The organism is Iodobacter fluviatilis, from assembly GCF_004194535.1.
In the GTDB taxonomy this organism is placed as follows: Bacteria; Pseudomonadota; Gammaproteobacteria; order Burkholderiales; family Chitinibacteraceae; genus Iodobacter; species Iodobacter fluviatilis_A.
The window spans coordinates 3,668,248-3,681,066 of sequence record NZ_CP025781.1 but is presented as its reverse complement, the minus strand read 5'-3'; the positions used below and the strand labels follow the sequence as shown (position 1 = coordinate 3,681,066).

At 48.4% G+C, this 12,819-nt stretch carries 12 protein-coding genes; 7 read left to right on the top strand and 5 right to left on the bottom strand.

Features of this window, described 5'->3' with window-relative positions:
* Positions 1 to 26: 26 nt before the first annotated feature.
* The 5 genes from C1H71_RS16305 to C1H71_RS20770 all read right to left on the bottom strand — a co-directional run bounded on the left by C1H71_RS16305 (position 27) and on the right by C1H71_RS20770 (position 3,605).
* Positions 27 to 959, bottom strand: coding sequence for a S49 family peptidase (locus C1H71_RS16305; protein ID WP_130107500.1), 933 nt, complete (start codon positions 957 to 959; stop codon positions 27 to 29).
* Positions 952 to 1,308: a Rieske (2Fe-2S) protein gene (locus tag C1H71_RS16300; RefSeq protein ID WP_130107499.1), complete on the bottom strand. Its 357-nt coding sequence runs from the start codon at positions 1,306 to 1,308 to the stop codon at positions 952 to 954. The genes C1H71_RS16305 and C1H71_RS16300 overlap by 8 nt, the downstream gene beginning before the upstream one ends.
* Entirely contained in the window at positions 1,301 to 1,957 is a 657-nt protein-coding gene (locus tag C1H71_RS16295) for an HAD-IA family hydrolase (RefSeq protein WP_130107498.1), read from the bottom strand. Before C1H71_RS16295 ends, C1H71_RS16300 begins: the two co-directional genes overlap by 8 nt.
* On the bottom strand, positions 1,950 to 2,921 hold the full coding sequence (locus C1H71_RS16290) for an RluA family pseudouridine synthase (RefSeq protein ID WP_130107497.1): 972 nt from the start codon (positions 2,919 to 2,921) through the stop codon (positions 1,950 to 1,952). Before C1H71_RS16290 ends, C1H71_RS16295 begins: the two co-directional genes overlap by 8 nt.
* Before the next feature lie 537 nt (positions 2,922 to 3,458).
* Positions 3,459 to 3,605, bottom strand: a complete 147-nt coding sequence (locus C1H71_RS20770; protein ID WP_188053364.1) for a hypothetical protein — start codon at positions 3,603 to 3,605, stop codon at positions 3,459 to 3,461.
* A gap of 88 nt (positions 3,606 to 3,693) precedes the next feature.
* On the opposite strand from C1H71_RS20770, the gene C1H71_RS16285 reads away from it, so the two are divergent.
* From C1H71_RS16285 to C1H71_RS16255, 7 genes are all read left to right on the top strand, one after another.
* Positions 3,694 to 6,606: an Rne/Rng family ribonuclease gene (locus tag C1H71_RS16285; protein WP_130107496.1), complete on the top strand. Its 2,913-nt coding sequence runs from the start codon at positions 3,694 to 3,696 to the stop codon at positions 6,604 to 6,606.
* 567 nt (positions 6,607 to 7,173) lie between these two features.
* Positions 7,174 to 8,103 carry a branched-chain amino acid ABC transporter permease gene (locus tag C1H71_RS16280; protein ID WP_130107495.1) on the top strand — a complete coding sequence of 310 codons (930 nt, stop codon included), beginning with the start codon at positions 7,174 to 7,176 and terminating at the stop codon, positions 8,101 to 8,103.
* Positions 8,104 to 8,119: 16 nt separating this feature from the next.
* Positions 8,120 to 9,229 (top strand): ABC transporter permease subunit, encoded by a 1,110-nt coding sequence (locus C1H71_RS16275; RefSeq protein WP_130107494.1) that lies wholly within the window; start codon positions 8,120 to 8,122, stop codon positions 9,227 to 9,229.
* Positions 9,226 to 9,996 carry an ABC transporter ATP-binding protein gene (locus C1H71_RS16270; RefSeq protein ID WP_130107493.1) on the top strand — a complete coding sequence of 257 codons (771 nt, stop codon included), beginning with the start codon at positions 9,226 to 9,228 and terminating at the stop codon, positions 9,994 to 9,996. The genes C1H71_RS16275 and C1H71_RS16270 overlap by 4 nt, the downstream gene beginning before the upstream one ends.
* Before the next feature lie 55 nt (positions 9,997 to 10,051).
* The gene (locus C1H71_RS16265; RefSeq protein ID WP_130107492.1) at positions 10,052 to 10,768 is read left to right on the top strand and encodes an ABC transporter ATP-binding protein; all 717 of its coding nucleotides are present in this window, start codon (positions 10,052 to 10,054) and stop codon (positions 10,766 to 10,768) included.
* Positions 10,769 to 11,002: 234 nt separating this feature from the next.
* Entirely contained in the window at positions 11,003 to 11,752 is a 750-nt protein-coding gene (locus C1H71_RS16260; RefSeq protein ID WP_130107491.1) for a YdcF family protein, read from the top strand.
* A gap of 372 nt (positions 11,753 to 12,124) precedes the next feature.
* The gene (locus tag C1H71_RS16255; protein ID WP_130107490.1) at positions 12,125 to 12,751 is read left to right on the top strand and encodes a helix-turn-helix transcriptional regulator; all 627 of its coding nucleotides are present in this window, start codon (positions 12,125 to 12,127) and stop codon (positions 12,749 to 12,751) included.
* Positions 12,752 to 12,819: the final 68 nt, after the last annotated feature.

Below are 12,819 nucleotides of genomic sequence, written 5' to 3'. Positions count from 1 at the left end.
TGTGGGCACAAAGCCCACACCACCCGTTATCTAAGCTGTAAATTAAACTCAGAAACCAGCTTATTCGCAGCCGACACCCCAATCTGACGTGCTAGACGATCCGCATAGCTTGGGCGTGGCGTAAAATCAACGATGTCTTTTGCCTTAACCACATCACGTGCCACGCTATCTACCGAGCCTAAAGCATCCACCAAGCCTATTTTGATACTAGCAGCACCACTCCAAACCAAACCTGAAAATAAATCAGGATTATCTATCAGCTTATTGCCACGCCCTGCTTTGACTACGCCAATAAACTGCTGATGAATTTCATCCAGCATCACTTGCGCTTTATCACGCTGGCCTTGGCTCATCGGTGAATAAGGATCTAAAAAGCCTTTATTGGCACCAGCCGTGAGCAAACGCCGCTCAACGCCGAGCTTCTCCATTACACCGCTAAAACCAAAACCATCCATCAACACACCAATCGAGCCCACCATTGAGGCTTTATCTGCGTAAATCTTATCGGCACCAGCAGCAGCGTAATAGCAACCTGAGGCGCAGATTTCTTCAATCACCACATAAAATGGAATTTTTGGATGTAGTTTTTTCAAACGTGCAATTTCATCGGCCATCATCCCAGCCTGCACCGGGCTACCACCTGGACTATTGGCTTGCAAAATCACTGCCTTGGTATTTTTATCCTCAAACGCTGCCGTTAACCCCTCAATTAGCATTGAAGCATTCGCCTCTCCCCCCGCAGCAATGGCTCCCTCTAAACGCACTACTGCTGTATGTGGCCCAGTCATTTCATCGCCGGTTTTTTTGCCTACCCACCCCATCATCATGGCAATAACTAATATCACAATACTAAAGGTGACTAAGCGAAAGAAAATATTCCAGCGGCGCCTAATGCGGCGCTCTTTAATACCGGCATGCAGCAAACTTTCTAATTGTTCGCGTTCCCAAGATTCATTCATGCTGTGTTTTATCCTCAATCAAGCAAACTTGATCCGCGATTTCGCGAACCGGCAAAGAAATCAACTTGCGGCCAGGGCAAGGCCCGCCCAAGCAAAGACCCGTATTGGGCGCATAATATGCGCCATGAGTTGAACAAACAAGCCAAGAGCGGGATAAATCAAAGAGATCACCCGGATTAAAATCCATCTCAATTGGGATATGCGCACACTCATTGATATAAGCGTATACCCTGCCATCATAACGTAGGACAAACGCACTTCGCTCACGCCCTCCCCATTGTAGAGTAAAGCGCTGTGCCAAGCCGCGCTCAAGCAAATCACCACTCTGGCACAGCACACGATCAGGCATTGAGTAAAATCCAATCCCTTAAAGCGTGAAAATCATCAAAATGCGCCATAGGATGGCACGTTAATAATTCTGGTAACTTATGCGCGCCATAAGTTAGCGCCAAGCTTTGGGTGCCGGCATTCTGCGCCAGTTGCAGATCATGGGTGGTGTCGCCAATCATTACAGCACGACTGGCATCCACATGGCATTTATCCAAAATGTAATGCAGCATAGCCGGATGCGGCTTAGAAAATGCTTCATCGGCCGTACGCGTCATTTTAAAAAACGCCCCCAAGCCGCTAGACACCAAAACTTTATCTAAGCCAGCTCTAGATTTACCCGTAGCCACGGCAAGCTGAAATCCTGCCTCAATAAACAGTGGCAAGGCCTCAATTACCCCGTCATACAGCGCTATATTTTGGTCTTGCGCTAAATAATGGCGGCGATACACACTCACCACCTCGGTGATTTGGGTAGGCGTGGCATCAGGCGCAAGGTATTGCATTGCCTCATTCATGCCATACCCAATAACATATCGCGCTTCTTTATCTGATGGTATAGGTAGGCCTATATCACTAAAAGCCGCCTGGATAGCACGGGCAATAGTGCCCGTGCTATCCATTAAAGTGCCATCCCAATCAAACACCAGCAAATCAAACTGCTTAGGCATGCGGTTTATTCCCAAGAGATCGCTCAAGTTGATCGATATAAGATTGTAATTCAGGGGGAAGTGGCGCTTCTAATTCCAAAGGCTTGCCCGTAATCGGGTGATCCACAATTAAACGCCAAGCGTGCAAAAACATGCGGCGCAGCCCCTGCCTTGGTAATAATTTATTTAAAGCAAAGTCACCGTATTTTTCATCTCCCAAAATTGGATGATCGCTAGAGGCCAGATGCACCCGTATCTGATGGGTACGGCCTGTTTTAAGCTCACACTCCAGCAAGGAGCAATCTTTCCAGACCTGACGACGATTCACTACGGTGTGCGAAATCTTCCCTTCTGGCGAAACGCGTACACGACGCTCACCCTCTGCGGTGTTGTATTTCAGCAAAGAAAATTTCACGTGGCTGCGCGGATTCCCCCACACACCTTTCACCAAAGCTAAATAACGCTTATCAATACGATGATTGTCACGCAAGGCGTCTTGCAAAACGATTAAGGCAGAGCGCTTTTTCGCCACCATTAAAATACCGGATGTTTCCCGATCTAAGCGATGCACTAATTCCAAAAACTTTGCTTGTGGCCGCTGCGCACGAATCAGCTCAATCAAGCCAAAACTAACGCCTGAACCACCATGCACAGCCAAACCAGCTGGTTTATTTAAAATTAAAATAGCCTCATCTTCAAAGATGATTGGAATATCGATGCGATGCGATGCAGCCACAGCCGGTGCGGCGTCTGGTTTCTCTGCCACGCGCACGGGCGGCAAACGTAAAATGTCACCAGCCAGCAGGCGATAAGTCACATCACTACGGCCTTTATTTACACGAACTTCGCCACTACGCACAATGCGATAAATATGACTTTTAGGTACGCCCTTGAGATGTTTTAACAAAAAATTATCCAGCCTTTGGCCGGCATCTTCCTCATCTACAGTCAGGAACGTTACGGATGCTTTGCTACTGCCCTTCATCTTGACTTATACTCTCCGCACGCCACAACCCAGAAGGTTGTAGCAGGTTGGCCGTGGCGTTATAAACGCAACGGCAACGATTACCGCAAGGGCTTGTTTTGACATGGGTCTTTATAACAAACCCACCAAAACAAACACTGCGCAAGGTGGCATTGCCACTTTTAGGTCCCGCTCTTAAAGCATGCTGCCCGACGATACAGTCGGCGATTACCTTCCCGCCGTAGAGAAAAATACTCTACCCACTCCCCAAGGCTCAAAGCCTTTGTACAACAGGGAGCACAAGCGCGGGGCTCGCCTATCTGCCGTATGGCTGATGCAACAAGTTCCGGGAAGCGGTTATCTCGCTCACCGCAAAAAGCAGCGATGGTAATTGATTTATATATATAAAGCACTCATCGGATTCTTATTAGCGTACTGGCCTACTTTTACCGAGAAATAAGTAAAACCGCCGGTATGGACCGTTCGGCACCTGGTCACCTTGTAGCAGCAAAGACAAAATGGTGCAAAAAGTACCAGCAAGACAAGCGAGTTAAAATCCTAAATAAAAGCACCAACAAGGATTTTAGGCTCATTTCCAATGCGAGGTAGGACTTCAGCACCGTTTTGCAATACGCTGTAAAAAATTGCAAGCAATAGACTCATCGCCAGCGCCATCAATACCTTTTGAGCTTTAGCCGCAGACACAATGATGCCTGAGTTAAAGCTCCCCTCGGTTGCGCTGAGCTTGCCAGAACCTAATTCCAGCCGCGTGAGTGCGAGCCGGAGCACTGTTATGAAACGTATGTTATTTAATGCAACGCAAGCTGAAGAGCTGCGCGTTGCGATTGTTGATGGTCAAAAACTAGTCGACCTCGACATCGAAACCGTTGGTAAAGAACAGCGGAAATCCAATATCTACAAGGGCGTAATTACCCGTGTAGAGCCTAGCCTTGAAGCCTGCTTCATTGATTATGGCTGTGATCGTCATGGCTTCTTGCCGTTTAAGGAAGTGGCTCGCGCCTACCTGAACGACAATGGTGATGGTAATGGTCGCCCACGTATCGGTGATTCCCTTAAAGAAGGTCAGGAACTGATCGTTCAGGTAGAGAAAGACGAGCGTGGCAACAAGGGGGCTGCGCTGACTACCTATATCAGCTTAGCTGGTCGCTACCTTGTATTAATGCCAAACAATCCGCGTGGTGGTGGTGTATCACGCCGTATCGAGGGTGAAGAGCGCAATGAGCTTCGCGCCGTACTCGACCAACTCGAAACGCCAAATGGCATGAGCCTAATCGCACGTACTGCTGCGATTGGCCGTAATGCTGAAGAATTGCAGTGGGATTTAAACTACCTATTGCAATTGTGGCGTGCGGTTGAAGGCGCTGCCTCTACCCAGACTGGCGCATTCTTGATTTATCAAGAATCCAGCTTAGTGATCCGCGCAATCCGCGATTACTTCCAGCCAGAAATCGGTGAACTGCTGATTGATAAGCTCGATATTTACGAGCAAGCACGCCAGTTTATGAGCCATGTGATGCCGGCCAATGTAAACCGTGTGAAGTTCTATCAAGATGATGTGCCGCTGTTTTCGCGCTTCCAGATTGAGCATCAAATCGAAACAGCCTTTGCCCGCGAAGTGAATTTGCCTTCTGGCGGCGCAATTGTGATCGATAAAACCGAAGCGCTTTATTCTATCGACGTTAACTCGGCTCGCTCCACCAAGGGTGCCGATATCGAAGAAACCGCGTTGCGCACCAATATGGAAGCCGCTGACGAAATCGCCCGTCAGATGCGTCTGCGTGACGTAGGTGGTTTGATCGTGATCGATTTTATCGACATGGAAAACCCAAAGAATCAGCGCGAAGTCGAAAACCGCCTGCGCGACGCCCTGCACCACGACCGTGCTCGCGTTCAAACAGGCAAAATCAGCCGCTTTGGTCTGATGGAATTATCCCGTCAACGCTTGCAACCTTCCCTAGAAGAAACCAGCCACATCGCTTGTCCGCGCTGCCACGGCACGGGCTTCACACGCGGCATCGAATCTTCTGCGCTCAATATCTTGCGCATTATTCAAGAAGAGTCGATGAAGGAAAACACCGGTGCGATCCACGCACAAGTGCCGGTTGATGTTGCTACCTTCTTACTGAACGAGAAACGTGCAGAAATTTTTGCTCTTGAAGCTCGCTTGAAAGTAAGCGTGGTGCTGATTCCAAATACTCATCTTGAAACCCCAAACTACAACCTCTCGCGTCTGCGTCACGAAGACATCGGCAGCCATGAAGATATAGTGCCATCCTACAAGATGGTTGATCTGCCAAGTGAAACGGGCTATCAGCCAGGCAAGGTCAAAGAAGAGCAGACCAAACGTCAAGAAGCCATGGTGAAGGGTCTTACCCCTGATCAGCCTGCACCAATTTCGGCCCGTGATCGCATTGCTGCGCCTACCGATGTTGTTGCTACGCCATCGCTTTGGAAAAAAATTGTCACTTGGTTCCAAGGCGAGCCTGAGGCTTCTACAGAAGCACAGAAGCCAGTGGCTGCAGCACGCCCAAGCAATAACTCACGCAATCGCAATGATCGCGGCCAGCGCCCAGCGCGTGAACCACGTGAAGGCCAAGCGCCGCGCACCGAGCGCCCTGCTCGCAATGAAGAAACGCCTGCACAGCCACGTCGCGGCAATGGCAAGCCACGCATCGAAGAAGACCTGCAAAAAAGTCGTGAAAACCGTGAAGCGCGCGAAAACCGCGAGCCACGCGAACGCGCAGAACGAGGTGAGCGTAACGATAAAAACGAGCGTAGCGAAGCCACTGCCGAGCAACGCCCTCGCAATGAGCGCCCAGTCCGTCCAGAACGTCAGCCACGTAAAGAAGCACCTGCAGCCACTACAGAAGTATTGTTAATTACGCCTGCCGTAGAAAACAATAGCGATGAAGCTAGCGAGCAACAACGTAGCCGTCGCCGTCGCAGCCGTCGTGGTGAGCGTCGTGATCGCCCAGAAACTACAGGTGCGGAACCCGCTTTCACAGCGATCATTCCTGCGGCTCCGATCTTTGATATCAAGCCGATTACTCCTGTTGCAGCACCTGCCCATGTAGAAGCTTCTGCTCCTGTCTCCGCTCCAGCAGTAGAAATTACCGTGGTGGCTGGACCGGTAGCGACTCAGCTTGTTACCGTGGCGGAAGTGACCCCTGAAGTAGCCGTTACTCTAGCTCCTGTAACGACTACCCCAGTACATGTTGCAGCTCCTGCACCGATACCTGCTCCTGCTCCTGCTGCAGCGCCATCCCCAGTTGCAGCTTCTGCACCAATGCATGCTCCAGTTGCAGTATTTGCAGCTCCTGCTCCAATAAACTCACCGATTGAAGTGGCTCCGGTGGCAGTAGCAGCACCAGCTCAAGCAACCTTGGCGATTGGCACTCCAGAAGCAGCAGGCTTAGTCATGGTCGCAACGCGAGCCATAGCGCCAGAGAGCACACCAGTCGTTGAGGCACCCGCTCGCCGCCGCCGTCGCGACATTCAAACGACAACACAGGCCAATGCTGAAGTCTCCATGTTGCAGCAAGTTGAAACACAAACTACTGCAACTAGTATGGCCCTCGCTCCTGTTAGTGATGCGCCTGCACGGGCTAATCGACGTGATGTCACTGCTACACCAGCAGATACATCAGCCGAGCCGCTGGTACAGGTTCAAACTAAACAATTTTAATTTGAATTGAACCAGCAAAAGCCACCGATAAACACTCGGTGGCTTTTTTTTGCTTCAAATAAAATAATAAAAACATCGGTTCAAAAAATAACATGCTCAAATAAATAACCTATACATCAAGCTAAACCAGCAATGTGTAATCCCACCTATCCAAGTACATCTTTTAGAGCCATACCCCATACAATTAAATACCAATAAAGTTTTAAACATTTACCATTCATGCCCACGTAAAGAGTCATTATATAAATAGAAGATACTAGTTTTAATTACCAAACGCTTGAGCTTGTTTAAAACAGCCCAGATTAAGATTGCCAGTTGGGGAAATTCACAAGTATCGGCCATTATTATTCAAGGTTAATTTTCGCCCATAGATCTAGGGTCTGTTGAAGCGCTGAGCCGGAAAATGACCATTCACGGCGTTATGCTCCTCGACAATAACCCGTTATTGCCTTCGTCACATGCCTTGTGCTTGGCCGTTTTCCGGCTCAGCGCAATGGCGAATGAAACGTCAACAGACCCTAGTGTCTTATTTAATCGCATCTGCACTCCTCATATGGGCATACACACGTGGATATTTTTCTCCAGCAAATCTTTAACGGCTTGGTTGTCGGCAGTATTTATGCGCTGATTGCCCTTGGCTACACCATGGTGTACGGCATCATGCAGCTGATCAATTTTGCCCACGGCGAAATCGTGATGATCGGTGCTATGGTCACCATTACCTGTATCAACCTCCTACTTGGGCACAATGTATCGCTACCTGGCCCCATGCTGCTTTTAGTAGGCTTTATGATGGCCGTACCGGTGTCCATTATTTTGGGCTACGCTATCGAGAAAATAGCCTACCGGCCACTACGTAAAGCGCCAAGGCTTGCCCCCCTGATTACCGCAATTGGCGTATCCATCGTATTACAACAAGCCGCCATGCTGATCTGGGGCCGCAACTACCGCCCTTTCCCCGCCATTTTGCCAAGCACCGTGCATGAGATTGGTGGCGCAACCATTACCAGCTTGCAAATCGCCATTATTGGCCTCGCCCTTGCCTTAATGGCTGGCTTGTTTTTTCTGATTGAGCGCACCAAACTAGGCCGCGCCATGCGTGCCACTGCCCAAAACCCTGAAGTAGCGGGCCTAATGGGTGTGAATATCAATTCCATTATCTCGATGGTATTTATGATTGGCTCGGCACTGGGCGCAGTCGCAGGCGTGATGGTTGCCGCCAATTACGATCAAGCTCATGCCTATATGGGATTCTTAATCGGCCTGAAAGCCTTTACCGCAGCTGTTTTAGGTGGAATTGGCAATCTGGGCGGTGCCGTATTAGGCGGCCTGTTACTGGGCCTGATCGAAAGCTTAGGCTCTGGCTATCTGGGCGATTTAACCGGCGGTGCATTTGGTAGCAACTACAAAGACATCTTCGCCTTTATCGTACTGATTATCGTACTGGTGTTCCGTCCGTCCGGCTTGCTGGGCGAGCGCGTAGCAGACCGCGCTTAAGCCCAAGGGAAAAATCATGTTTCAAAAACTAGAAAATCCCCGCGCACGGCTGATCGGCATGGTTGTGCTGGCGGTAGTGATGCTCATCCTGCCCTTTGTATTAACGGGCAATTTTGAAAGCGGCAAGTCATGGATTCGCACCATTGACTTTGCCCTGCTCTATATCATGCTGGCACTTGGGCTCAATATTGTTGTGGGCTATGCAGGTCTATTGGACTTAGGCTATATCGCTTTCTATGCGGTAGGTGCTTATCTTTATGCCATCCTTAACTCGCCTCATCTAGCAGCAGTCTTGCCGACGTGGCTCATTTACCCTTCTTTTCCGGTCATGATTTTGTTAGCAGGCTTAGTCGCTGGTCTATTTGGCGTTTTACTTGGCTCACCCACCCTCAAACTACGTGGCGATTATCTCGCCATCGTTACCCTAGGGTTTGGCGAAATTATCCGCATCTTTATGAACAACCTTGATCGACCAATCAATATCACCAATGGCCCGCAGGGTATTAACAATATCAAGACCGTGCAAATTGCGGGTTACGATTTTGGCCGCCCTATTGAGTTTTTGGGCCTTTCGTTTGAAAAAGTCCACCTCTACTACTATTTGATTTTGGCCTTCTGCCTCTTGATTATTTTTGTCTCAATGCGCCTACAAAACTCACGGATTGGCCGTGCTTGGGTGGCGATTCGTGAAGATGAAATTGCCGCCAATGCGATGGGCATCAACACCCGTAATATCAAGCTACTGGCTTTTGCCATGGGAGCCAGCTTTGGCGGTGTATCAGGCGCTTTATTTGCCAGCTTCCAAGGCTTTGTTTCACCAGAATCATTTGTACTGATGGAATCCATCATGGTGCTGTGTATGGTGGTGCTAGGCGGGATGGGCCATATTCCTGGCGTAATTCTGGGTGCGATTATCGTATCGATCACGCCAGAGATTTTGCGTGATGTGATCAATCCACTACAACACGCCCTCGTTGGCCGCAAAGTGGTCGACCCAGAAAACTTACGTATGCTGATTTTTGGCCTTGCCATGATCGTGATTATGCTGCTGCGCCCTGAAGGCCTATGGCCATCACAACGCCGTAAAGCAGAGTTCCACGAAAAAGATGAAGAGGCAAAAGCATGAGCGAATTACTCCTAAAAATTGACGGCATTACGAAGCGCTTTGGCGGCCTGCATGCTTTGTCTGGCGTGGGCCTTACCATTAACAAAGGCGAGATTTACGGCCTGATCGGCCCCAATGGCGCGGGGAAAACCACCTTATTTAATGTGCTAACCGGCCTTTATCAACCCGACGAAGGCAGCTTTAGCTTTAATGGCTTGGATTTATTCCGTAAAAAACCCAATGTAGTGGTTGAATCCGGCATTGCCCGTACTTTCCAAAATATTCGCTTATTTGCCAATATGACGGCCCTAGAAAACGTGATGGTGGGCCAGCATGTACGTACGCACTCCGGCATTTTAGGCGCGGTATTCCACAGCCCTAAGGCGGTAAAAGAAGAAGCTGAAATCCATAGCAAAGCCGCCGAACTCCTCGCTTATGTTGGCATTAGTAAACACGCGAAAGAGCTAGCGCGTAATCTTTCTTATGGTGATCAGCGCCGCTTAGAAATCGCCCGTGCTTTGGCCACCCGCCCTATTCTCTTGGCGCTCGACGAGCCTGCGGCGGGGATGAACCCCAAAGAGACCGACGATCTTAAAAAGCTAATGGAAAAAATCAGAAAGGATGGTGTCACTATTTTGCTGATTGAGCACGACGTTAAGCTGATGATGGATCTATGTGATCGTATTGCGGTACTTGATTATGGTAAGAAAATTGCCGAAAACGTGCCAAGCATGATTAAAAATGACCCACGCGTCATCGAGGCTTATCTAGGCGTTGCCCCAGAATGAAACAGCCAGCCCAAACCAATAATTCGCGTGTTATGTATCAAGGAGTTGCACGAGCATGAGCGGCCCATTACTCCAAGTAAAAGACCTAAAAGTGGCCTACGGCGGTATCCACGCAGTAAAAGGCATTGATTTAGAAATTCATCAAGGCGAGCTAGTCGCGCTGATTGGTGCCAATGGTGCGGGTAAAACCACCACCCTAAAAACACTGATCGGCATGTGCAACCCTAGCTCAGGCGAAATCCTATTTGACGGCAAATCGACCGCTAAAAAGCCAATTTACGATTACGTTAAGCAGGGCCTGATTATGGTGCCTGAAGGGCGAGGTATTTTCAGCCGTCTGACCGTCGAAGAAAACCTCTTAATGGGCGCCTATACCCGCAACGATAAAGCAGGCATTTCCCACGATATGGAACGCGTTTACTACCTGTTCCCGCGCCTAAAAGAGCGAATGAAACAACTAGCCGGCACGCTTTCTGGGGGCGAACAACAGATGGTCGCAATTGGCCGAGCCATCCTTGGCCGCCCTAAGCTCTTGCTGCTGGATGAGCCTTCAATGGGCCTTGCGCCAATTATTGTGCATAAGATTTTTGAGATCATTAAAATGATCGCGGCCGAAGGCGTTACCATGCTATTGGTAGAGCAAAATGCCAAGTTGGCGCTGCAAACGGCCAACCGAGGCTATGTGATGGAATCGGGCCAAATCACCTTGGCAGATACGGCAGAAAACTTACTCGCCAATCCCAAAATTCAACAGGCCTATTTGGGCGAGTAATCGTATTAGCGCAAAAACGAGCCACATTGCTGGCTCGTTTTTTTTTATGCGCAGACTTTACCCCACGCACACAACTAGCTCGCCGCTTGCAGGCTAAGGCGCAGAGATAATCTACTAAAAATAACGCCATCACTAAACAATATCCCGTGTGATTTGCTTAGAAAACGTCGTTTTGCCAATACTGCCGTGAAACATCAGCGATATAATCCCCCACCTTCACAGCACTAGATCATTATGCACTTCGCCGTTCTCGCCAAAAATACGATTGCCGCATGGCTGCTTCCACCTGGGCTTTTTCTACTGCTTATTGCAGTTGGGCTAGCACTACTTTCCCGTAAGCCACGACTGGGGAAGGGGATCATCACGAGCAGTTTGATTACACTTACCCTCTTATCAATGCCTATCGTTGCCAATGCTTTACTTCGCCTAATTGAGCCGCCAGCGCTCACATCGATACCAAAAGATGTTGTTGCCCTTGTTTGCTTAGGTGGCGGCAAGCGTTTTGCGGCTTATGATCAAATCGAAGGCGAAACCATTAACAACGCCACACTTACGCGGCTGCGCTACACCGCCCAGCTTGCAAAACAAAGCCAGTTGCCGATTTTAGTCAGCGGAGGCAAGCCACTAGGTGGCATCAGCGAAGCTGAGCTGATGGCAAAAATATTGATCAATGAATTCAACACTCCTGTGCGCTGGATTGAAAACAACTCCGTTGACACACAAGAAAACGCTGAATTTAGCGCCCAGCTGCTACCCAAAGGGGCAAAAATTTTACTGGTTACCCAAGCAGTACATACGCCACGCGCAAAAATTGCATTTGAGCGCGCAGGTTTTAAAGTGGCCATAGCCCCCACCGACTATGCCAATCAAGAGCCTTTTTCTATCTTGTCCTTGATGCCTAAATCAAGCGCCCTCATTAACAGCAGCTTTGCCTTGCATGAGCTACTTGGCATGCTCTGGTATAAATTTCGCTTTAACGCATAAGCTAAATTTAGCTTCAATCTGCATCACCCATACCACGCCCAAAGTCTTATTCTATAAGGCCTTACTCCCCCCCCCCCCCTTTTTTTTTCAGGGGGATGTTGCTTTTTCCTCTCTCCGTTAAATATACAACAAAAAAGTAAATAATACGGTATTTCAATAAATTACCAAAATTCACAAAAATGCGCTAAACAATCAGCAAATCTAAAAAAATATCCATATATCCTATTTATTTGAAATTTTATATTAATAATTTTTTATTTTTGTGAAAAATTATTTATTGATAGCAATCAATAAACGTACTTAATCCAACATACTAAACAAAATACTGAGGGTAGAATCCGCATCAACTTATCAAGACAAGAAATTTTTATCATGCGTATCTCGATAGACCTAGACGCCCTTTCAGAGTTTCTCTCACAAGTGATGGGAGACTCGGTAGAAATTGCGGTGCACGATATGACCGAGCTAGAACGATCACTGTGCATCATAAAAAACCCCATTTCTGGCCGACAAATTGGTGCTCCAGCCACAGATTTTGCACTGCGTTTACTGCACGAATGTCAAAGCAGTGCTAAAGCGCCATTTCGCACTAATTACCTAGGTAAAACTCATGATGGTCATCGCATGCGTAGCTCTAGCATGTTGTTACAAGATGCAGCAGGCCAGCCACTTGCCATGCTCTGCATCAATCGCAACGACCATCACCTAAAGCATGCTGCCGACTTACTGCGTAATTATTTTCAACATGAGGAAAACAGCCCTAGCGAAGAATTACTCAGTCATTCAGTAGAGCAACTAGGAGACGACATTATCAACCAAGCGCTAGCTAGCTACCCCATCGAAGCCAAGCGCTTAAGCAGTACCGACAAAAAAACCATCGTGCAAACACTGGAACAAAACGGGGTATTTCTAGTGAAAGGATTTATTGCAAAAACAGCCTCTTTACTTGCCATTTCAGAACCCACGCTTTATCGCTATTTAAAAAACAACACCCACTAGAAAGATAAAAAACCAAGCACTCAACACACAACTAACCGCACTTAAAACAATTATTTTTATTTAGAGAA